Origin of the sequence: Streptomyces sp. MspMP-M5, assembly GCF_000373585.1 — a bacterium.
Lineage (GTDB): Bacteria > Actinomycetota > Actinomycetes > Streptomycetales > Streptomycetaceae > Streptomyces.
The window spans coordinates 1-22,881 of record NZ_KB891904.1 but is presented as its reverse complement, the minus strand read 5'-3'; the positions used below and the strand labels follow the sequence as shown (position 1 = coordinate 22,881).

The following is a 22,881-nucleotide window of genomic DNA, read 5'->3' as shown; positions in this document are numbered from 1 at the left end:
GAAGTGTCACAGCCACAACAGGACCAGGGCCAGGACCAGGGCCAGGACCTCGACCGCATCGCCGTCATCGGCATGGCCGGCCGCTTCCCCGGCGCCGACGACGTGGAGACCTTCTGGGCCAACCTCGAGCACGGCCGCGAGGGCATCACGCTCTTCTCCGACGAGGAACTGGCCGACTCCGGCGTCGCCCCGGCGCTCCTGCTCCAGGACGACTACGTCAAGGCCAAGGGCGTACTGGACGGTGCCGACCTGTTCGACGAGGGCTTCTTCGGTTACAGCCCCCGCGAGGCCGAACTCCTCGACCCCCAGCACCGGGTCTTCCTCGAATGCGCCTGGCACGCTCTGGAGTCCGCCGGCATCGACCCGGCCCGCTGCGACGGCCGTATCGGCGTCTTCGCCGGCTCCGGGCTCAACAGCTATCTGCTGTTCAACCTCATGAACAACCAGCGGGTCCTGGACGCATCCGGCATGTACCAGGTGATGCTCTCCTCGGACAAGGACTTCCTGGCCACCCGCGCCGCCTACAAGCTGGACCTGAAGGGCCCGGCGGTGACCGTCCAGACCGCCTGCTCCACGTCGCTGACGGCGGTGCACCTCGCCGCCCAGAGCCTCGTCAACGGCGAATGCGACATCGCCCTGGCCGGCGGCGTCTCCGTTTCGTCCCCGCTGCGCGGCGGCTACCCGTACGAGTCCGGCGGCATCCTCTCCCCCGACGGCACCTGCCGTGCGTTCGACGCCGACGCGGCCGGCACCGTACCCGGCAACGGCGTCGGCATCGTCGTGCTGCGCCGGCTGGCCGACGCCCGGGCCGCCGACGACGCCGTCGAAGCGGTCATCCTGGCCACCGCCGTCAACAACGACGGTTCCCTCAAGGCCGGTTACACCGCGCCGAGCATCGACGGCCAGGCCGAGGTCGTCGCCGAGGCCCTGGCCCTGGCCGACGTCGACCCGGCCACCGTCGGGTACGTGGAGACCCACGGCACCGGCACTCCCCTCGGCGACCCCATCGAGATCGCCGCCCTCACCCGCGCCTTCCGCGCGTCCATGGACGGCCGGGGCACCTGCGCCATCGGGTCGGTCAAGAGCAACGTCGGCCACCTCGACGCCGCCGCGGGCGTCACCGGTCTGATCAAGGCCGTCCTCGCCCTCAAGCACGAGGCCATCCCGCCGACGCTGCACCACCAGCGGCCCAACCCCGGCCTCGAACTGGACACCAGCCCGTTCTACGTCAACACCGAACTGCAGCCCTGGCCGCGCACGGACGAGCCGCGCCGGGCCGGCGTCAGCTCCTTCGGCATCGGCGGGACGAACGTCCACGTCGTCCTGGAGGAGGCCCCCGCCGGGCTGTCGGACGCACCGGCCGCCGGCGACCGGGAGAGGGCCACGACCGAGCCCGCGGCCCGGCTGCTGCCGCTGTCCGCGAAGTCCGCACCCGCGCTCGCCGGCGCCGCCGAGCGCCTGGCCGACCACCTCGCGGCCCACCCCGGCGCCCCGCTCGACGCCGTCGCCCACACCCTGGCCCACCGCCGGGCCGAGTTCGCCCACCGCGGCGCCGTCGTCGCCCGCACCACCGAGGAAGCCGTCGACGCGCTGCGCCGGCTCGCGCAGAGCACCTCCGTTGCTGCCGCGCCCGACGACGCCCCGGTCGCGTTCCTCTTCCCCGGGCAGGGCGCCCAGTACCCGGGGATGGCCCGCGGCCTGTATGACCGAGAGCCCGTCTTCGCCGCCGAGTTCGACCGCTGTGCGCAGCTGCTCGCCCCCCATCTGGGAGAGGATCTGCACGCCCTGGTGCTCGACGGGGACGCCCCGCAGGCCGCCGAGCGGCTGCGGCAGACCCGCCTCGCCCAGCCCGCGCTGTTCTGCGTGGAGTACGCCCTGGCCCGGCTGTGGCAGTCCTGGGGCGTCCAGCCTCGCGCCATGCTGGGCCACAGCGTCGGCGAGTTCGCCGCCGCCTGCCTGGCGGGCGTGTTCTGCCTGGAGGATGCCGTACGCCTGGTCGCCGCCCGCGGCCGGCTGGCCCAGCAGATGCCGGGCGGCGCCATGCTCAGCGTCTTCCTCTCCGAGGAGGAGACCACCGCCCGCCTCGGGGACGGCCTGGCGCTGGCCGCCGTCAACTCCAGCGCCCTGACCGTGGTCTCCGGCACCGCGCAGGCCGTCGACGCCCTGGAGCAGCGGCTCACGGACGAGGGCGTGGGCTGCCGTCGCCTGCACACCTCGCACGCCTTCCACTCGCCCGACATGGACGCTGCCGCGGCCGCGTTCACCGACGAGGTCCGCACCGTTGCCCTGCACCCCCCGGCGATCCCGTTCCTGTCGAACGTCACCGGCACCTGGATCACCACCGAGCAGGCGACCAGCCCCGACTACTGGGGCGCCCACCTGCGCCGGCCGGTACGGTTCCGCGACGCCCTCGACGTGCTGCTCGCCGACCCCGTCCTCGTCCCGCTGGAGGTCGGCCCCGGCCAGAACCTCACCAACTTCGCCCGCGCCCACCGGGCCTGGACACCGGGCCGCCCCGCCGCCGGATCCCTGCGCCACCCCGGCGAGCACGTCCCCGACGACGCCCATCTGCTGGCGGGCCTCGGGGCGGTGTGGAGCGCCGGTGCCGCCGTGGACTGGGCCGCGGTCCAGAGCCCGGAGCGACACCGCCCGGTGCGGCTGCCCGGCTACGCCTTTCAGCGGCGGCGCTACTGGGTCGAGCCGGCCGGGCTCCCCCGCGCTGCGGAGCCCGCCGCCACCACCGCGGACGGCTGGTTCTACACCCCCGGGTGGCAGCGGCTCGCCCTGCCCGTCCGGAGCACGGCCGCGGCCACCGGCGACACGTGGGTGATCCTCGGCGCCGGACGCGCCCTCGGTGACGCCCTCGCCGACCGCCTGGCGGCCGCCGGCGACCTTGTCGTGCGCGTCACTGCGGGCACCTCCATGGAACGCACCGGCGAGGGCTCTTGGACTGTGGACCCCGCCGACCGGGACCACCTGTCCGCGCTCGCCTCGTCCCTGGCCACGCCCCCCTTCGCGGTCAGGGACGGGCAGCGCTTCCGCTTCGTCCACCTGTGGGGCGCCGCCGAGGGCCCCGTGGACGGCGCGGCGCCCACCCATGAACGGCTGGACGCCGCGCGCCGCACCGGCTTCGACAGCCTGCTCGCCCTCGCCCAGGCCCTGGGCGCCGCGCGGCTGCCTGCCCCGGTCGTTGTGGACCTGCTCTGCCGCGGCGTGTACGACGTCACCGGCGACGAACCGCTGCAGCCCGAGCACGCCCTGCTGCTCGGCGCGGCCACGGTGATCCCCCAGGAGACCGCCGAGACCGCCTGCCGAGTCCTGGACATCACCGGCACCGACCCGGACGCCCCGGGCCAGGACGCCGTCCGCGCCGTGCTCACCGCCCTCACCGACACCGACGCCGGGGCCGAACTCGCCCTGCGCGGGCGCCACTTGTGGGCGCGCGGCTTCGACCGGGTGGACTGGATCGACCGGACCGCCCCCGGTGACGGCGACCGCACCGGGCTGCGGGACGGCGGCGTGTATCTCGTCACCGGCGGCCTCGGCGGCCTCGGTCTTGCCCTCGCCGAGCACATCGCGTCCGCGACCGACCGGCCGGTCCTCGGCCTGCTGGGCCGTGCCGCGTTCCCGCCGCCCGCCGACTGGGACGCCCATCTCGCCGCCCACGACGACACCGACGCCACCAGCACCCGTATCAGGCGGCTGCGGCACCTCGAATCCCTCGGTGCCCGCGTCGTGTTGCTGCGCGCCGATGTCACCGACGCGGAGCAGATGCTGCGGGCCGTCGGCGACCTGCGGGCGGCGGGCGGCCCCCTCAACGGTGTCGTCCATGCCGCCGGGCTGCCCTCCCAGGGCATGATCGTCACCAAGTCCCCGGCCGACGCCGACCAGGTCCTCGCCGCCAAGACCCACGGCCTGCTCGTCCTGGACCAGGTCTGCCGTGAGGACGACCTGGACTTCATGCTGCTGTGCTCCTCCGTGACCGCCGTCCTCGGCGGCCCCGGCCAGAGCGACTACGCGGCCGCCAACGCCTTCCTCGACGCGTGGGCGCAGTACAAGCGCCGCCAGGACGGGCTGCCCGTCACCTCCGTCGGCTGGGACACCTGGCAGGACGTCGGCATGGCCGCCGGCCTCGGCTCCCGGTTCGGCCTCGACGCAGGCAGCCCGCTCGACGGCCACCCCCTGCTGCGGCGCCTGGTCCGCTCCACCGCCACCTCCCGGACATACGCCACGGTCTTCAGCACCGACGACAGCTGGATCGTCGCCGACCACCGCATCCAGGGCCATGGCCTCGTCCCGGGCACCGCCTACCTGGAACTGGTCCGGGCCGCCGTCGCCGAGCAGGCCGCCGGGCGGGGCATCGAGATCGGTGACGTGCAGTACATGATCCCCGTGGTCGTCCCCGACGGGCAGTCGCGCGAGGTCTTCACCACCATCGAGGAACGTGACGGCCGGTGGCACTTCGCCGTGCAGAGCCGCACCGGTGCGCCGGGGGGCGTGGCCTGGACCGACCACGCGCGCGGCACCGTCGCCTTCTTCGAGCCGGAGCCGGACACGGTGCGCGACCTGGATGAGCTCCGTGCCGGCTGCGCGGTGACGGAGGTCCTCGACACCGACGAGTCGATCAAGCTCGGGCTGCGTCTGGACCGGTTCGAGAAGGGCGGCCCGATCGAGTTCTCCTTCGGGCCGCGCTGGGGGTGCATGCGGGAGATCCAGGTCGGCCCGAAGCGGGTGCTGGCGACCCTGCGGCTCGACGAGGAGTACCACGGCGACCTCGACCACTACCTGCTGCACCCGGCACTGCTCGACGCGGCCGGCGGCACCGCCCGGGTGCACGCACCCGACACGTACTACCTGCCGTTCAGCTACCGCAGCCTGCGCGTCTTCCACGGCCTGACCGGCACCGTCCACGCCTATGTCGAGATGAAGGGGGCGGCGGACTCCGCGGGCGAGACCAGCACCTGCGACATCGAGATCCTCGACCCGGACGGACGGCTCCTGGCCCGGATCGGCGACTTCACCATCAAGCGGATCAACGACGTGGGGGGCCTGCGCGACCAGATAGCGCGCGCCGCCGAGCCGCCCGCGCACGACGCGGAGGCGGACGCGGACCGTCCCGGCGAGGCGGCCGGCGGGGTCCTGCGCACCCTCGCCGAAGGCATCACCGAGCAGCAGGGCAAGGACGTCTTCGCCCGTCTTCTCGCCGCCCCCGCCCTCCCCGGTCATCTCCTCGTCTCCCACCGCGACTTCGCCGCCGTACGCGAGCTGGCCCGCTCGGTGACCCCCGCGCTGCTCGAACGGGAGATGGGCCGGCTCGCGCCGCCCGGCAGCCACCCCCGCCCGGACCTGGACACGCCGTACGTCGCTGCCCGCACCCCCCGCGAGCGGGAGGTCACCGAAGTCTGGCAGGAGCTCCTCGGCCTGGACCGGGTCGGCGTCGACGACGACTTCTTCGCCCTCGGCGGCCACTCCCTGGCCGCGGTTCAGATCGGCACCCGCCTCAAGAACCGCCTCGGGGTGGAACTCGACCTGCGGGCCTTCTTCGAGCACCCCACCGTCGCGCACACCGCGGCCTTGCTGGACGCGGGCCCCCGCCCCGCAGCGGATGGCCCCGAGGACACCATCGAGGTTCTCAGCCGCGACGAACCGGAGGCGGAGGCCGACCCGGATCTGCTCGCGGGTCTGTCCGACGAGGCAGTGGAAGCAGAGCTGCGCCGCCTGCTCGCGGCGGACGAGGACCGAGAGGACATGGCATGAGCGGTATCGACCCGACCCGCGCGGACCAGGACGCCCCGGTGGCGCTGGTGGCGGGCGGCTCACGCGGGATCGGCCGCGCCGTCGCGCTGCGGCTGGCGCAGGACGGCTTCGACGTGGCGGTGTGCTACGCCTCCGACACGGCCGCCGCGCAGAGCCTGGAGAAGGAGATCGGCGCGCTGGGCCGGCGGATGTACCTGCGCCGGACCGATGTCGGCGACAGCGTCGCGGTGGAGGAACTCGTCGACGGGATCGAGGACACCCTCGGTCCGATCGCGGCGGTGGTCACCTCGGCCGCCGTGCTGCGCGACGGTCCGCTGGCGGCGATGGAGGACGAGGACTGGACCGACGTCCAGCGGGTCAATCTCGACGGTACGTACTACGTCTGCCGGACCGTCATCAACGGCATGATCGAACGCAGGCGCGGTGCGATCGTGACGATGTCCTCCATAGCCGGTCTGTACGGCAACTCCGGACAGACCAACTACGCTGCGTCCAAGGCCGGGATCATCGGGTTCACCAAGTCCCTGGCCCGCGAGGTCGGCCGGTACGGGATACGAGCGAACGTGGTCGTGCCCGGCTTCGTCGCCACCGATCCCGTCATGGACCTGCCGGCCGAGGTGCGGGAGCGGTTCAAGGAGCGCATCCCGCTGGGGCGGTTCGGCGAGCCGCACGAGGTCGCCGACCTGGTCTCGTTCCTGCTCTCGGACCGGGCCGCGTACATCACCGGCTCGGCCTTCCAGATCGACGGCGGCGTGACCGTCTGACTCCGCAAACACCACGGCACGGGGATACGACCTTGCAGATCCAGGCTGATACGGAACGCTGCTTCGGCGCGGGCATGTGTGCGCTGACCGCACCCGATCTCTTCGACCAGTCCGATCACGACGGGACCGTCGTGCTGCTGCGGGCCGCTGTGTGCGGGCAGGAGGCCGCCGAAGCCGCGCGAGCGGCGGTGGAGCGCTGCCCGTCGGGTGCCCTGACCCTGACCGGCTGACCGCCTCCGGCGGCGTCCGCGTCCGGGCGAACCACAGTGAGCTTCTTCGGCGGTGATCCAGATGGGCGCGGTGACCCACTTCACGCGTGCGTGCGGCAGGTCGGATACGGCTCGATGGGCGGCCAACGAGGCTCCTGGGCAGGCGAGTTGAGATATCGATCGATCGCTCGACCGTCCGGGAGCCTGTCACGGGGCCGCCTGCCGTAACCCGGTCAATGGCCAGGCTGAAGAAGCTTCAGAGACGAAGGAGAGCACCCCATGCGCAACCGATGGTTTGACCAGGCAGAGCCGCAGGACGATGCCGGGGTCCGCCTCTTCTGCCTCCCGTACGCGGGCGGCAGCGCGTCGGCGTACCGGAGCTGGCGCGATCTGGCCCCCGACGATGTCCACGTGCACCCGCTGGAGCTTCCCGGCCGCGGCGCCCGTTGGGGCGAAACCCCGGTCAGCAGGATGCCGTTGTTGGCCGAGATGCTGGCCGACGCCCTCACGGGGCACCTGGATCGGCCCTATGCGCTGTTCGGCCACAGCATGGGCGCTCTGATCGCCTTCGAGCTCACCAGGACCCTGCGCGGGCGGGGCCTGCCACAGCCGGTGCACCTCTTCGTCTCCGGCTCCGCCGCCCCCGACCTGCCGCGCACTCGGCAGCCGATCCATGCGGCGCCGGACGTCGATGTGCTTGAGGAACTGCGCTTCCTCGGCGGCACGCCGACCGAGCTCCTGAACGACGCCGGGCTGATGGAGCTGGTACTGCCCGCGCTGCGCGCGGACTTCTCGCTGCTGGAGACCTACCGGTACCACGCGCAACCGCCGCTGGCGGTGCCCTTGACCGTGTTCGGGGGCGATGCCGATCCCCTGGTGGCGAGCGAGAAGCTGCACCGGTGGCTGCGGCAGACCAGCGCTGCCTCGCGGCTGGTCGTCCTTCCCGGCGAGCACTTCTTCCTGCACTCAGCGGTGGCCGACGTGATGGCGACGATCGCCGACGCCCTGGTCACGGTGGCGCCGAAGGCCCTTCCCCACGCGCATGGTGGCGTGGCCGGGCCGGTCGGCCCGCCTCGTGGCTGGGCAGTTGAACACGGCAAGCTTCCCTGACCAGCGGCGTTGGCCAGGGGGCGGGGACTTTGTCCACGGTTTGTGCGGGTTTTGAGTGAGGGCCCGCACCATGGCCGTGGGATCCCGTCCAGGGCGGGAGCTCCAGGGAACGACGATCGGGGGGCGGCATGCGCAGCCAGTGGTTCTACACATTCGGCCCGGTGAGCAACGGGGCGTCACGCGACGGGGACGGCACCCGGCTGATCTGCTTCCCGCATGCGGGTGGCGCGGCGAGCGCGTACGTTCCGCTCTCGCGTGCGCTCCCGCCGGCGGTCCGGGTGCTGGCGGTGCAGTACCCCGGTCGGCAGAACCGCCTGCGGGAGCAGCCCGTCGCGGACATCGGCCGGCTGGCCGACCTGCTCGCCGATGAGGTGCACGAGGCGCACGAAGGGCCTTTCGCGTTCTTCGGGCACAGTATGGGAGCGGTCCTGGCGTACGAGGTCGCACGGCGGCTGGAAGCCCGAGGAGCGCCCGTTCCCGTACGGCTGTTCCTTTCCGGCCGGAACGCCCCGACGCGGGTGCCGGGCACGCACGACCAGCTGCACGGCGACGCCGATGTGCTGAAGATGGTACGGGTGCTCGGGGGGACCACCGCGTCGGTGCTGGAGGACCCCGAGCTGCTGGCGATGGTGCTTCCCGCGCTGCGAGCCGACTACCGCGCGATCGGGTCGTACCGGTGGAGTCCGTGCCCGAAACTGAGCGTTCCCTTCACGGTGCTCGTCGGTGACCGTGACCCTGTGGCGAGCCGGTCCGGCGCCTCGGCCTGGTGCGAGCTGACGTCGGCGCCCACCGATGTGCGGGTCTTCCCGGGCGGGCACTTCTACCTCGACCACCACATCGCCGGCGTGGCCGAAACCGTCGGCCGGGCGCTGTCCGTGCCCACCGCGGTGACGGGCGCCCGGATCGCCGCCGAGTAGGGCCGTTTCTCGGCCGGATCGCCGGCCGGATGCCTGCGGACCGTGGGGGAGCTATGCACTTTCGAATTCTGGGGCCTTTGGAAGCCCTCGCCGATGACCGGCCGATAGGGCTCGGCGGGACCAAGCAGCGTGCCACGCTCGGGTTTCTTCTGCTGCAGGCCAACCATGTCGTGGCCACGAGCCAGTTGCTCGGGGCGCTGTGGGCCGCGGACGACGCGCCGACGACCGCGCGCAAGATCTTGCACAATGCCGTGTCCGGGATACGTGGTGCGCTCTCCGGTGGGTACGGCGCACACGTTGCACGGAGCGCGGCGCTGTTGACCCGGCCGCCGGGTTACGTGATGCAGGTCGATCCGGAACTGGTGGATCTGCATCTGTTCGAGAAGTGGGCCGGCGTCGGCCGGGAGAAGCTGACGCAGGGCTTGCTGGAGGAGGCCGCGCGGCTGCTGCGGGAGGCGCTCGCGCTGTGGCGGGGCCCGGTGCTGGCCGATCTCGTGGAGGCCGGGGTCGATTGGCCGGAGCTGGCGGCCGTGCAGCACGCCCGGCTGGACGTGCTGGAGGACTACTTCGAGGCACAGCTGGGCTGCGGCCGGCACCACCGGGTGCTCACCGAGTTGGAAGCGATGGTCAAGGCCGAGCCGCTGCGGGAGCGTTCGTGTGGTCAGTTGATGCTGGCGCTGTACCGGTGTGGCCGGCAGGCGGACGCGCTCAGCGTCTACCGGCGGATGCGGGACGGGCTTGTGGAGAACCTGGGTCTGGAACCGGGCCGTGGGCTGAAGCGGCTCCAGCAGGCCATCCTCGCTCAGGACCCCGTGCTGTCACTGGGCGGGGCGGCGTCACCGTACGCCCCGTTCGACGTGGTGGCGCGCGGCAATCTTGCACGGCAGGTCATTCGGTCGGCGCGATCGGCACTGGTCTGCGCAGAGGGAAGCAGAGGCGAGGACGGGTCCCGGGCGGCCCTGGCCGAGGTGGGGGCCGGGCAGGAGGTGCGGCGGTCAGCCGAGGGCGCCTTCGGATGCGTTCCTGCCGCAGAGGCCGCCGCCGGGTGGCGGGGGGAGGCTCCCGTGCCGGAGGGCCGTGGCGAGGGCGCTGCACGGCAGCCGTCGGAGCTGGGGTATGAACTGCTGGCGTTGCGGGGGCTGTTCGGTATCACCAGGCACCGGTCCGTGCCGCATCTGGTGACGGTCGTGGGCGAGCCGGGAGCGGGCAAGAGTCGTCTGCTGCGGGAATTCGGGGGCCAGGCAACGGATTTGCCTGGGTCGCCGCTGTTCCTGAGCGGACGGTTCCCGGCCGTTGCGCACGGGGATCCGCTCACCGCTCCGGCGCAGATCCTGTCCGCGTACTGCGGTCTGCGGCCTGATGACGCGGCGGCGACGGCCTGGGCCAGGCTTGCGGAGACGGTGCGGTCGCTGTTCGGGTCCGCGCAGTCCGCGGGCTGGACGCTGGCCCGGCTCGTGCCGCTGGTCGATCCGACCTCCGACTCCCGGTGCGGCGGCACACCGGGCGAAGTGATGGTGGCCTGGCGGGAGTTCTTCCAGGCGGCGGCGCGGCGGCGGCCGGTCGTGCTCGGGTTCGACGATGTGCATCATGCGGACGGCAGTGTGCTGGACGCCGTGGAGGAGTTGGCCCAGTGTGCGGGCCCGGTGCCGCTGTTCATCGTCGCGGCCGCGGACCCGGAGCTGCTGCTGCGGCGCCGTTCCTGGGCCGGGGGCAGCAGTCAGGCGACCACCCTCACCTTGGGGCGGTCGACCCGGGACACCACTGACCGGCTGGTGGCGTCGCTGTCGTCGGCCGTGCGGGGGGAGCGGCCGACCGCTCCCCACGGTGTCGAACACCAGCTCTTCGACGCCTGAACGATCGAGAACCGACAAGTGATCAAGGATGAGGACACCGAGGAATCATGGAAGCTGCAGTGACCGGACACAGACCAGCGGGGCCGGTCGAACTGACCGAACCCCACCTGCGCGAGACGCTCGCCATGGCCGGGCTCGACGTCGAATATGTGCGGGCCGAACGCAACACCCTGTATTTCCACGACGAGAACGGCGCGGAAGTGCCCGTGGTCGACTTCACGGGTGGCTACGGGTCGCTGCTGCTCGGGCACAACAACCCGCAGATCGTGGCCCGGGCCAGAGAGATCCTGGACGGCCAGGTGCCGGTGCACGCTCAGTTCGCGCCGAGTTCCCACGCCAACTCCGTGGCTGTCCGTCTCAACGAGATCCTCCAGCGCGAGCTCGGCAGCGACGAACCCTACTTCGCCATCTTCGCCAACAGCGGTGCGGAGGCGATCGAGGCCGCGGTCAAGCACGCCGAGATGGACCGGGTCATGCGGGCCGGCGTGCTCGCCGCCGAGCTCGCCGCGCACGCCGAACAGGTCCGTGCGGCGGTGTCCGCGGGTGCGGCGAAGGTCACCGCCGATGCCCTGGCGCAACTGGGCCTCGAGGCCGGCGGCGTGGCCGAGCTGCTGGCCGAGGCCGAGCGTCGCAACGCCGAGCAGATGGCCCGGCCGCCGGTCTTCCTCGCGCTGGAGGGCGGGTTCCACGGCAAGCTGATGGGCAGCGTTCAGCTCACCCACAACCCGGACTTCCGTGCCCCCTTCTCCGCGCTGGCCACGCAGTCCCGGTTCGTTCCCCTCGGGTGCCCGGGCGCGGTCGGGGAGGCTCTTGCCGCTGAGCGGGCCGTCGTCTTCGACGTCGTGGTCGAGGGCGGCGAAGTGCGGGTGGCCGAGCGGGACTTCCCGGTGGTGTGCGCCTTTCTTGTGGAGCCGATCCAGGGTGAGGGCGGCATCGTGGAGGTGAGCCGGGAGCTGGCCGAGGAGATCGGGCGCGAGTGCACGGCCGCCGGCTGCCCGGTGATCGTGGACGAGATCCAGAGCGGCATGGGCCGCACCGGCTCGTTCCTCGCGTCCTCCCGTCTCGGGCTGCGCGGCGACTACTACACACTGGCCAAGAGCCTGGGCGGGGGTATCGCCAAGAACTCCGTCATGCTCGTGCGGCAGAGCCGCTATCGGCGGGAGTTCGAGATGGTGCACAGCTCGACCTTCGCCAAGGACGCGTTCTCCAGCCTGATCGCACAGAAGGTTCTGGAGATCTTGGAGGCCGACGGCGGGCAGGTCTATCGGCTCGCCGCCGAGCGCGGGAACACGCTCAAGGGTGTGCTGCTGGCACTGCACGAGGAGTTTCCCGGCGTGGTCAAGGAGGTACGCGGCCGCGGCCTGATGCTGGGGCTGGAGTTCATGGACCAGACGTCGGCCTCCTCCGAGACCTTCCGGGGTTTCGCTCGGGCCGGGATTCTCGGCTATGCGCTCGCGGGCTATCTGCTCAAGCGGCACCGGGTCCGTACGTTCCCGACGGCGAGCGCGGTCAGTACGCTCCGGTTCGAGCCGTCGGTGTATGTGAGCGACGGCGAGATCGACCAGTTGGCGGCCGGGCTGCGTGCGCTGTGCGAGATCCTGCGCGACCAGGACGAGGCGCGCTTCTTCGGCTCTTGAAGGAGGCGCACCCGCCGCTGCTGAGGTCAGCCGCGCGTACCCCGGACGGAGGGCTCCTTTCCGTCCGGGGTATGCGCATCAGAGCACGTCGGTGCCCGGGTCGAGGCCGAGCAGAACCCTGCCGTGCAGTTCGAGGTTGACGTGCGGGGCCATCATGCCGTGCAAGGAGAAGCCCATCATGTCGCGGAAGTGGCGCTGGAAGGGGTCCTTGCGCGCGATGACCGAGGCGCCGCTGATGGAGTGCAGTTCGGTCACGGCGTCCCGTACGAGCTGCAGCGCGTAGCCGGACTTGCCGTGGAAGGCGGCCATTTCCTCCACCGTCGGTAGCTCTCCTGCGTCCGCCCGCTCCTGCATCAACGCGATATAGCTGTCGGAGAGTGCTTCGGCGGCGGCGATCTGGTTGGCGGCGGTGGCGACCTTGATCTGGGTCAGCGGGTGCTTGTGCTGCTCGGTCCAGCTCGTGTACGAGATCCCGCGGCGCTGTGCGGTGGCGGTGAACAGTTCCAGCACGGCCTTGGCGATACCGATGTAGGTGGCGATGGCACAGGAGTTGACGAATCCGGTGAGGTAGTAGTTGCGTCCCGGCGTCATGTCGGCGGATCGCTCGGGGGAACCGCCCGTCGTGGCCTCCATGCCGGAGGCCACCCGGTGCGCGGGGACGAAGACGTCCTTCGCGGACACGCTGCAGCTGCCGGTGCCGCTGCCTGAGGTGACGTCCCAGTCGTCGGCGACGGTCAGGTCCGCCATCGGCACCAGTGCGAAGACCTGCTCGACCTGGCCGTCGGGGTGCTCCTGGAGGGCTGCCAGAATGTCCCAGTGCGCGCCGCGGCAGCCGGTGTTGAAGCGCCAGGTGCCGTTGAGGACGAAGCCGCCGTCGGCGGGGACGACGCTGCCGGAGGGGGTGAATCCGCCGGATATCCGCGCCGGGCTGTCGGCGAAGACCTCCTGCTGGGCCTGCTCCGGGTACAGCGTGGCCAGCCAGGTGCAGGCGGCCCAGACCATGGCGACCCAGCCCGTGGATCCGCAGCCGCGCGGCAGCTCGGTCAGGATCTTGATCTGCTCGGCGAGCGGCAGGTCGAGGCCGCCGAAACGCCGCGGCACCCCCATCCGGAAAATACCCGTCTTCTCCAGCAGGGCGATGTTCTCGTCCGGAATCCAGCGGCGTTCCTCCGCCTCCAGGGAATTCTCCCGCAAGCCGGGGAGGATGCCCTCCACCGCCTCCAGGATTGCCGCAGCCTCGGTGCCGATGGCAGTCATAACGTCTCCTCGATCGAGTTGTTTCCGGGTGTCCGATTTCTGCGTGACCGCGCAGTAATGGAGGTGGCCGGCCGTTACTTGGTGCCGCTGTAGGGGCTGTCGACGGCGTGCCGCCATCTGCCGTCCGCGCCGCGCCGTACGACGTCGACGCCCACGCCGGAGTCGGACCGGCGGCCGTCGGGGGTGTCGATCTCCATGGTCCAGTCGACGAACAGCAGCGCGGTGTCGCCGGTGATGTACGACTCGCGGGTCTTGGCCGTCATCACGGGGTTCATGGTGAGGAACTCCGCCAGTGCCGCCTTGCGCGCCGCGCCGGTGAGCGGCTGCCCCGGCTCCCATACGGCGATCGCGTCGTCGGTGTACAGCGCGTTGAGGGCTTCGGCGTCGCCGGAGTTGAGGACCTGCGCGTACAGCTCGGCGTGCTTGTCGATATCGCGGGTCGGCTCGAATGTGGCCATGACGTATCTGCTCCGATTCTGTGCAGTGCGGAAATCACGCGGAAAACGCGGTGCGAGGGTAACCGGTGCCGCCACACCTGGTATCAACCCCCGGGTAACGGCGCACTCATCATGGCTCGGGAAAGCCAATTACCGCTTTGTGGACGGCGGCTGAGAAGGGCGTGGCACAGGTCGCTTAAAGTGCGGCTTACATGTGAGTACGGCGTTTGCGAGCGGCGGACCCAGGTGCCTTCGGCAGCACAACGTCTTTCCAGTCCGGGCAGGCCGCGCCGTCGGCCCGGGACGCCTTCGGCGTTCCGCGGCGCAACGGATGTGCGCCCAGGGGACTCACCCAGGGAAGGGATTCCGAGCGCGATGACGAGCGAGCACGGTGTTGTTGACGCGAATCAGGAGGCGGACGGGCGCGGTGCGCCGATCGCCGTGGTCGGTATGGCGTGCCGTCTGCCCCAGGCGCCGACTCTCGCGGCGTTCTGGGACCTGTTGCGCGAGGGCCGCAGCGCGATCACCGATGTACCGGAGGGCCGGCGGTCGGAACTGGACGCTCTGACGGCGGATTCGGCTGCGGCACCCGGCCTGCTGCGCGGCGGATTCCTCGATGACGTCGGCGGGTTCGACGCCGCGTTCTTCGGCATCTCGCCCCGCGAGGCGGTCGCCATGGACCCGCAGCAGCGGATCGTGCTGGAGCTGTCCTGGGCCGCGCTGGAGGATGCCGGGATCGTTCCGGCCACGCTGCGTGGCAGCCGCACGGCGGTGTTCGTCGGATCGCTGCGTGACGACTACGCCTCGCTCGTCCATCAGTACGGTGCCGACGCCGTCACCCAGCACACGATGACCGGTGTCAACCGCGGTGTCATCGCCAACCGCGTCTCGTACGTCCTGGGGCTGAACGGTCCGAGTCTGACCGTGGACGCGGCCCAGTCCTCCTCGCTCGTCGCCGTCCACCTGGCCTGCGAGTCGCTGCGTACGGGCGAGTCCACCACGGCGCTCGCGGCCGGCGTGAATCTCAACATCCTCGGCGAGGCCGCACTGACCGAGGAGCGGTTCGGTGGCCTGTCCCCCGACGGGTGCACCTATGCCTTCGACTCCCGCGCCAACGGGTTCGTCCGCGGCGAGGGGGCCGGAGTCCTTGTCCTGAAGCCTCTTGAGCTGGCCCGCGCGGACGGCGACCGGATCTACGGGGTGATCCGCGGCAGCGCCGTCAACAACGACGGTGCCACCACAGGGCTGACCGTGCCCAGCGCGGCCGCCCAGGAGCGGGTGCTGCGCCGGGCGTACGCGCAGGCCGGTGTGGACCCGGCTGCCGTGCAGTACGTGGAACTGCACGGCAGCGGTACGCCGGTGGGCGACCCGATCGAGGCCAGGGCGCTGGGTGCGGCGCTGGGTTCCGGACGGGCTCCCGGCGACCGGCTGCTGGTCGGTTCGGCCAAGACCAACATCGGCCATCTGGAGAGCGCGGCGGGGCTGGCCGGCCTGATCAAGACGCTGCTCAGTCTCTGGCACCGGGAGATCCCGGCCAGTCTCAACTTCGCATCGCCCCATCCGGCCGCTCCGCTGGAGGAGTTGGGGCTTTCGGTGGTGTGTGAGCGCTCACCGTGGCCGCGTACGGACCGGCCGCTGCTGAGCGGGGTGAGTTCGTTCGGCATGGGCGGCACCAACTGCCATGTGGTGGTGGAGCAGGCGCCCGAGCCGGTGACACCGGCGGATGCGGAGTCCGAAGAGCACGGCGGTGAGAGGGGGCTGGCGTCGCTGGTGCCGTGGACCGTGTCCGGCCGGGGCACCGCCGCGCTGCGGGCGCAGGCCGCGCGGCTGGCCGCGTACGTCGAGGCCAGGCCCGCGCTGCGGCCGCAGGACGTCGGCTGGACGCTGGCCACGGCTCGTACGGCCTTCGAGGACCGTGCGGTGGTGGTGGGCGGTGAGCGTGCGGAGTTGATCGCCGGGCTGCACGCGCTGGCCTCCGGCGAAGCCGACCCGAACCTCGTCGAGTCCGGCGGCGGTGGCGAGGGGGGGCAGGCCGGGAAGCGTGTGGTGTTCGTCTTCCCCGGCCAGGGCTCTCAGTGGGCCGGAATGGCCGTAGAGCTGTGGGACTCCAGTCCGCTCTTCGCCCGCCACATGCGTCAATGTGCCCAGGCGCTGGCAGAGTTCACCGACTGGGACGGTTGTGGGCTGGAGGACGTGCTCCGGGGTGCACCGGGCGCGCCCGCCCTGGAGCGTGTCGATGTCGTCCAGCCTGCGCTCTTCGCCGTCATGGTCGCTCTGGCCCGTCTCTGGCAGGCGCACGGCGTCACGCCCGACGCGGTCATCGGCGCCTCCCAGGGCGAGATCGCCGCCGCGCATGTGGCGGGCGTGCTGACCCTGCGCGACGCGGCCCGCATCGTCGCCCGCCGCTCGCAGACGCTCCTGGCCCTGGCCGGACGCGGCGGCATGGTCTCCCTCGGCCAAACTCCCCGGCAGGCGGACGAACTCATCGCCCCGTGGGGCGACCGCCTCGCCCTGGCCACCGTCAACGGCCCCGCCTCCGTGGTCGTCGCGGGCGAGGAGCAGGCGGTGGGGGAACTGCTCGCCCTGTGCGACGAGAGGCATCTGCGGGCCCGCCGGATACCGGTCGACTACGCCTCCCACTCGGCGCAGGTCGAAGAGCTGCGGGACGAACTGGCCACGGCTTTGGACGGGGTCGCCCCGCAGCCCGCGCAGGTGCCTTTCTACTCGACCGTGACCGCCGGCGCGCTGCAGGGGACGGAACTCGACGGGGGCTACTGGTACGAGAACCTCCGTCGAACCGTTCGCTTCGAGGAGACGGTCGCCGCCTTCCTCTGCGACGGTGACGCGACGTTCATCGAGGTCTCGCCCCACCCCGTCTTGGCCGTCGGCATCGAGCAGACGGTGGAGGCCCACGGAGCTTTTGGCTCCCACGTCCAGGGCACGCTGCGCCGCGGCGAGGGCGGAGCCCGCCGCTTCGTCGCCTCGCTCGCCCATGCCTGGATCCATGGTGTCCCGGTCAGCTGGCAGGGACTCTTCGAGGGGACCGGCGCCCGCCGCGCCGAGCTGCCCGCCTACGCCTTCCGGCACCGTCGCTACTGGGTCGGCGAGGACGTCCGTGCGCAGGCCGACGCCGGGGACGAGGCAGCGCTGCGGGCGCGGTTGACCAGCGCGGACGGGCACGAGCGTCGGCGCGCGGTGGCCGAGTTGGTGCGGGCGCAGATCGCGGCGGTGCTGGAGTACGCGGCCGACGAGGTCGAGGACCGGCGCGCCTTCAAGGACCTGGGCTTCGACTCACTCACCTCTGTCGAGCTGCGCAACCGGCTGCGGGCCGCGACCGGTCTGCCGCTGCCCTCCTCCTTGCTCTTCGACCACCCGACGCCGCGGGCACTGGCCGAGCACCTGACCGGTGAGCTCCTCCACGCGGAGGGCGCGTTGCTCGACGTCGAGGAGGCGGCAGCGGCGCCGGTGCGGCCGCTGCGGCGCCGCGAGCGCGCCGGTGAGGCGATCGCCATCGTCGGTATGGCCTGCCGTTATCCCGGGGACGTCGCCTCCCCGCAGGAGCTGTGGCGGCTGGTGGCCGATGGCCGGGACGCCATCACCGACTTCCCGGCCGACCGGGGCTGGGACGAAGAGCTGTACGACCCGGACCCGGAGCAGGCCGGCAGGAGCTATGTGAGACGGGGCGGATTCCTGCACGGTGCGGGCGAGTTCGACGCCGCGTTCTTCGACATCTCCCCGCGCGAGGCGCTGAGTATGGACCCGCAACAGCGGCTGCTCCTGGAAACCGCGTGGGAGGCGGTGGAGCACGCAGGGCTGGACCCGCGTGCGCTCGCCGGAAACCGCGCGGGCGTCTTCGTGGGCGGGACCGCGCTCGACTACGGGCCCCGGATGCACCAGGCGCCCGAGGGCCTTGCGGGACATGTGCTGACCGGCGGGCACCCCAGTGTGCTGTCCGGCCGCATCGCCTACCACCTGGGCCTGGTGGGACCCGCCGTGACCGTCGACACCGCGTGCTCCTCCTCGCTGGTGGCGCTGCACCTCGCGGTGCGATCCCTGCGGCAGGGCGAGACGACACTGGCGCTGGCGGGCGGGGCGACCGTGATGTCCGGCCCGGGGATGTTCGTGGAGTTCTCCCGGCAGCGCGGGCTGGCGCCCGATGGCCGCTGCAAGTCCTTCGCGGCCTCGGCCGACGGCACCGGCTGGGCCGAGGGTGTGGGCCTGCTGCTCCTGGAACGGCTCTCGGACGCACGACGCAACGGGCACCGGGTGCTCGCGGTGATTCGCGGCACGGCCGTCAACCAGGACGGTGCCAGCAACGGCCTGACCGCCCCCAGCGGCCCCGCCCAGCAGCGGGTGATCCTCGAAGCGCTGGCCGACGCCCGGCTGGACGCCCGGGACGTGGACGCCGTCGAGGCCCACGGCACCGGCACCCGGCTCGGCGACCCGATCGAGGCACAGGCACTGCAGGCCACCTACGGACGGGATCGCCCGAAGGACCGGCCGCTCCACCTCGGCTCCCTCAAGTCCAACATCGGCCACGCCCAGTCCGCGGCCGGGGTGGGCGGCGTGATCAAGATGGTGGGGGCGATACGGCACGGACTGCTGCCCAGGACACTGCATGCCACCGAGCCGTCCCCCCACGTGGACTGGGACTCAGGCGGCCTCGCACTGCTCACACAGGAGCGTGCCTGGCCGGTGACCGGCCATCCGCGCCGCGCCGCCGTCTCCGCTTTCGGCATCAGCGGCACCAACGCACACGTCATCATCGAACAGGCCGAGGAGTCCGGCGACGAGCAGGCCGGGAAGCCGGCCGCCGACCGGCCCGCGGCCCCCGTCCCGTGGCTGGTCTCCGCCCGCACTCCGCAGGCGCTGCGGGCCCAGACCGCCCGGCTGCACTCCTACGTGACCGCGCGCCCCGAACTCACCGGGCCGGACATCGGCCGCTCGCTGGCGGCCCGTGCGGCCTTCGAGCACCGGGCCGTCGTCGTCGGCGCCACGCGGGAGGACCTGCTCACGGGGCTCGACGCACTCGCCCACGGTGCTACTGCCGCGCACACGGTGGCGGGCAGTGCCACCGCGGGCGGGCTGACCGCCTTCCTGTTCACCGGGCAGGGCGCACAGCGCATCGGCATGGGGCGGGAACTGTACGAGGCGCACCCGGTCTTCGCCCGGTCCTTCGATGCGGTCTGCGCCGAGCTGGACCGGCATCTGTCGCGTCCGCTTCGGGACGTGGTGTTCGGGCGGGAGGTCACCGAGGCCGAAGCGGCACTGCACCGCACCGAGTATGCCCAGCCCGCCCTGTTCGCCGTCGAGGTGGCGCTGTTCCGGCTTCTGGAGCGGCACGGGCTGGTCCCCGGCCTGCTCGCGGGCCACTCGGTCGGGGAGCTGGCCGCCGCGCACGTCGCGGGGGTTGTGGAACTGCGGGACGCCGCAAGGCTCGTCGCCGCCCGCGGGCGTCTGATGCAGTCGGCTCCCGAAGGCGGGGCGATGACCGCGATCCAGGCGACGCAGGACGAGGTCGCCGCCTCGCTCGGCGGCCGGGAGGACCGGGTGGTGATCGCCGCCGTCAACGGCCCCGATTCCGTGGTCGTCTCCGGTGACCGGGACGCCGTCGAGGCCGTCGAGGCCCTTTGGCGCGAGCAGGGCCGCAAGACGCGTGCCCTGAAGGTGAGCCACGCCTTCCACTCGCCGCACATGGACGGCATTCTCGCCGAGTTCCACGAGGTGGCCGCGTCGGTGAGCTACCACGAGCCGCGTATCCCGATCGTCTCCACCGTGACCGGCGCCCTGGCCACCACCGCCGAGCTGACCTCCGCCGACTACTGGACGGACCAGATCCGCCGGACCGTGCGGTTCCTGGCCGCGCTGCGTACGCTGCGCGAGCGGGGCACCACCGTCTTCGTCGAGGTCGGCCCGGACGCCGTCCTGACGGGGCCGGCCCAGGAGGTCGGCGGCCCGGAGAGCACCGCCGTCGCCCTGCTGCGCGCCGGCCGCCCGGAGCCGCGGTCCGTGGTCACCGCCGTGGCCACGGCCCAGGTCAACGGCGCGGACCTGGACGCGGTGTCCTTCTTCCCCGACGGCCGCCGCATCGAGCTGCCCACCTACGCCTTCCAGCGCGAGCGGTACTGGCCGGCCTCCGAACCCGGCGCCGACCCGCAGCCCTTGGGCCTGGACCCGGCCGGGCACCCGATGCTGTCCGCGGCCGTCCAACTGGCCGACCGCGACGGCCTGGTGCTCACCGGACGGCTCTCCCGGGCCACCCACCCGTGGCTGGCGGACCACACCGTGGGCGGAGCCGCCCTGGTGCCCGCCACCGCCTTCCTGGAACTGGCCGTGGCAGCCGGGGACCGCGTCGGGGCCGCGCGGGTCGAGGACCTCACCCTGGAGTCCCCGTTGCTCCTCCCCGAGCGCGGCGCCCTACGGGTACAGGTGGCCGTCGGCGCCCCGGACGGCACCGGCGGTCGTCCGTTCCTCATCCACACGCGCCCCGACGGCGCGGCCGGCCAGGCGCTGTGGACGCGGCACGCATCGGGGACGCTCGGCGAGCGGTCCCCCCAGCCACCGGAGACGGACGACGGCGCCCTTGGCCAGTGGCCGCCGCCGGGCGCCGTCCCCGTGCCGGTGGACGCCTCGGAGGGGGCGGGCGACGCCTACGACCGGCTGGCGGACCTCGGTTACGCCTACGGGCCTGCCTTCCAGGGCCTGACCGCGCTGTGGCGCAAGGGCGAGGACCTGTACGCAGAGGTAGGGCTCCCCCAGGAGCAGCATGAGCATGCGGCACGCTTCGGCATCCATCCGGCGCTGCTGGACGCCGTACTGCACCCGCTGGTGCTCCGGCTCGGCCAGGACACCGAACCGGGGCTGATCCAGCTCCCGTTCGCCTGGTCCGGAACGGTCCTGCACGCGTCCGGGGCCACCGCCGTGCGGGCACGGATCTCCCCGGCAGGCGGCGGTGCCGTCGCGCTGACGGTCGCAGACACCACCGGCGCGCTGGTCGCCTCGGTGGAATCGCTGGCTCTGCGCCCGGTGGAACGCGGCGCGTTGGCGAGCGCCGGGAGCGTCTCCGGGCCCGGGGCGCTGTTCGCACTGGAGTGGTCCGCGGTGAGCGCGTCGGCCCAGGCCGGTGGCACACATCTGGTGGAGACGGACGGGGAAGACCTGGGCGAGGGGGGCAGCCTCGGCGCTGACGTCCTCGTCGTACGGGCCGACCGTTGGGCGCTGGACGGCGAGCCGCCGGCCGCCGCACACGCCATGGCGCACCGTGCGCTGAGCCTGGTGCAGCGTTTTGTCTCCGACGAGCGGCTCGACGCGGTCCGGCTGATGTTCGTCACTCGTGGTGCGGTCGCGGCGCTGCCCGATGACAGGGTTGCCGCACCGGCAGCCGCCGCGCTGTGGGGCCTGGTCCGCTCCGCGCAGGCCGAGCACCCTGGCCGGCTGCTGCTCGTCGACCTCGAAGCCGGCGACGGCGCCGTGGCGGCCGAGGAAGCTCTTACCGCTGCCGCGGCGGCCGTCGAACCCCAACTTGCCGTGCGTGATGGAGCGTTGTACGTCCCCCGGCTGTCCGGGGCCGCACCCCGACCGGCCGTCCGTGCCCCCCGGCTGGACCCGGAGGGCACCGTCCTGATCACTGGTGGTACCGGCGCGCTGGGGAGCCTGTTCGCCCGGCATCTGGCCGCCAGGCACTCGGTCCGCCATCTGCTGCTGCTGGGCCGGCGCGGCGAACGGGCCCCGGGTGCGGCCCGGCTCCGGGCGGATCTCGCAGCTTTGGGGGCCGAGGCCACCATCGTGGCCTGTGACGCCGCCGACCGGGACGCCTTGGCGGCGGTGATCGACGCCGTTGCGGTCGAGCATCCGCTCACCGCGGTGCTGCACGCCGCCGGCACGCTCGCCGACGCCACCGTGGAATCCCTCGACGCCCGGCAGCTGGATACCGTCCTGCGCCCCAAGGCGGATGCCGCGTGGAATCTGCACGAGCTGACCCGCGACACCGGCCTCGCCGCGTTCGTCCTCTTCTCATCCCTCTCAGGCATTACCGGTACGGCGGGGCAGGCCAACTATGCCGCCGCGAACACCTTCTTGGACGCCCTGGCCGAGCACCGCCACGCCGAGGGGCTGCCCGCCCTCTCACTGGCGTGGGGGCTGTGGGAGGGGGCGACCGGGATGGGGGGTGGCCTCGACGAGGCGGGCCTGTCGCGGTGGCACCGTATCGGCGTCACACCGCTGACGGAGGATCAGGGTACTGCCCTGTTCGACGCGGCGCTGGCCGTAGGTGCCCCCCTTGTGGTCCCCGCGGCGCTGGCGCCGTCGCGGATGCGCCCCGACGACGGCTCGCTGCCCGTGGTCCTGCGCGGTCTGGCAGCGGCCGGCGCACGGCGTGCCGTGCGGCGTACGGCGCCGGGGCAGGGCGGCGGCGCGGAAGGGGACGGCGGCGGGTGGGCTCAGCGGATGGCACGGCTGCCGGAGTCCGAGCGGGCCGAGGCCGTGTTGGAGTTCGTGCGCGGCGCGGTCGCTGACGTCCTGGGGCACCCCGGCGTCGACGCCGTCGTCCCCGACCGCGCCTTCAAGAGCCTCGGCTTCGACTCCCTGGCGGGCGTCGAGCTGCGCAACCGGCTCAGGAAGTCCACGGGTCTGCGGCTGTCCAGCACGTTGGTCTTCGATCATCCGACGCCCGTCGCCCTTGCCGGGCATCTGGCCGCCGAGATCGCGGGCGCCCCTGCCGGGACGGCGTCGGCCCCCGCGGCGGTCGCCGGCGTGGACGAGCCGATTGTCATCGTCGGTATGGCCTGCCGCTATCCCGGCGGCATCACCTCGCCCGACGATTTGTGGCAACTAGTGGCGGAGGGCGGGGACGCCATCGGCGACTTCCCCACCAACCGCGGCTGGGACCTGGAGAACCTCTACCACCCGGACCCCGAACACCCCGGCACCTCCTACGTCCGC

General features: G+C 72.5%; 10 protein-coding genes. 8 read left to right on the top strand and 2 right to left on the bottom strand.

The window, feature by feature from the left end; translation table 11 throughout:
- The first annotated feature begins 3 nt into the window (after window positions 1–3).
- The 7 genes from B073_RS0123875 to B073_RS0123845 all read left to right on the top strand — a co-directional run bounded on the left by B073_RS0123875 (window position 4) and on the right by B073_RS0123845 (window position 12,247).
- The gene (locus B073_RS0123875; RefSeq protein ID WP_106731933.1) at window positions 4–5,757 is read left to right on the top strand and encodes an SDR family NAD(P)-dependent oxidoreductase; all 5,754 of its coding nucleotides are present in this window, start codon (window positions 4–6) and stop codon (window positions 5,755–5,757) included.
- Entirely contained in the window at window positions 5,754–6,521 is a 768-nt protein-coding gene (gene fabG / locus B073_RS0123870; RefSeq protein WP_018540601.1) for a 3-oxoacyl-ACP reductase FabG, read from the top strand. The genes B073_RS0123875 and fabG overlap by 4 nt, the downstream gene beginning before the upstream one ends.
- Window positions 6,522–6,553: 32 nt before the next feature.
- Window positions 6,554–6,751, top strand: coding sequence for a ferredoxin (locus tag B073_RS0123865; protein WP_026247673.1), 198 nt, complete (start codon window positions 6,554–6,556; stop codon window positions 6,749–6,751).
- A gap of 258 nt (window positions 6,752–7,009) precedes the next feature.
- On the top strand, window positions 7,010–7,840 hold the full coding sequence (locus B073_RS0123860; RefSeq protein WP_018540599.1) for a thioesterase II family protein: 831 nt from the start codon (window positions 7,010–7,012) through the stop codon (window positions 7,838–7,840).
- Between the two features lie 161 nt (window positions 7,841–8,001).
- Window positions 8,002–8,757: a thioesterase II family protein gene (locus B073_RS0123855; protein ID WP_234025150.1), complete on the top strand. Its 756-nt coding sequence runs from the start codon at window positions 8,002–8,004 to the stop codon at window positions 8,755–8,757.
- A 53-nt stretch (window positions 8,758–8,810) separates the two neighbouring features.
- On the top strand, window positions 8,811–10,610 hold the full coding sequence (locus B073_RS42920) for a BTAD domain-containing putative transcriptional regulator (protein WP_018540597.1): 1,800 nt from the start codon (window positions 8,811–8,813) through the stop codon (window positions 10,608–10,610).
- A gap of 47 nt (window positions 10,611–10,657) precedes the next feature.
- Complete coding sequence (locus tag B073_RS0123845; protein ID WP_051094164.1) at window positions 10,658–12,247, top strand: aspartate aminotransferase family protein; 1,590 nt, start codon at window positions 10,658–10,660, stop codon at window positions 12,245–12,247.
- Between the two features lie 78 nt (window positions 12,248–12,325).
- On the opposite strand, the gene B073_RS0123840 is transcribed toward B073_RS0123845, so the two are convergent.
- Complete coding sequence (locus tag B073_RS0123840) at window positions 12,326–13,504, bottom strand: acyl-CoA dehydrogenase family protein (protein ID WP_018540595.1); 1,179 nt, start codon at window positions 13,502–13,504, stop codon at window positions 12,326–12,328.
- Between the two features lie 74 nt (window positions 13,505–13,578).
- Window positions 13,579–13,962: a YybH family protein gene (locus B073_RS0123835; RefSeq protein ID WP_018540594.1), complete on the bottom strand. Its 384-nt coding sequence runs from the start codon at window positions 13,960–13,962 to the stop codon at window positions 13,579–13,581.
- Between the two features lie 354 nt (window positions 13,963–14,316).
- On the opposite strand from B073_RS0123835, the gene B073_RS40860 reads away from it, so the two are divergent.
- A partial coding sequence (locus tag B073_RS40860; protein WP_018540593.1) for a type I polyketide synthase occupies window positions 14,317–22,881 on the top strand: 8,565 nt, incomplete at its 3' end.

What these genes read in the sequence shown, in the direction of transcription:
- B073_RS0123835 (WP_018540594.1), bottom strand. Translation starts at nt 13,962, where the DNA reads ATGGCCACATTCGAGCCGACCCGCGATATCGACAAGCACGCCGAGCTG.
- B073_RS0123860 (WP_018540599.1), top strand. Translation starts at nt 7,010, where the DNA reads ATGCGCAACCGATGGTTTGACCAGGCAGAGCCGCAGGACGATGCCGGG.
- B073_RS42920 (WP_018540597.1), top strand. Translation starts at nt 8,811, where the DNA reads ATGCACTTTCGAATTCTGGGGCCTTTGGAAGCCCTCGCCGATGACCGG.
- fabG (WP_018540601.1), top strand. Translation starts at nt 5,754, where the DNA reads ATGAGCGGTATCGACCCGACCCGCGCGGACCAGGACGCCCCGGTGGCG.
- B073_RS0123845 (WP_051094164.1), top strand. Translation starts at nt 10,658, where the DNA reads ATGGAAGCTGCAGTGACCGGACACAGACCAGCGGGGCCGGTCGAACTG.
- B073_RS0123840 (WP_018540595.1), bottom strand. Translation starts at nt 13,504, where the DNA reads ATGACTGCCATCGGCACCGAGGCTGCGGCAATCCTGGAGGCGGTGGAG.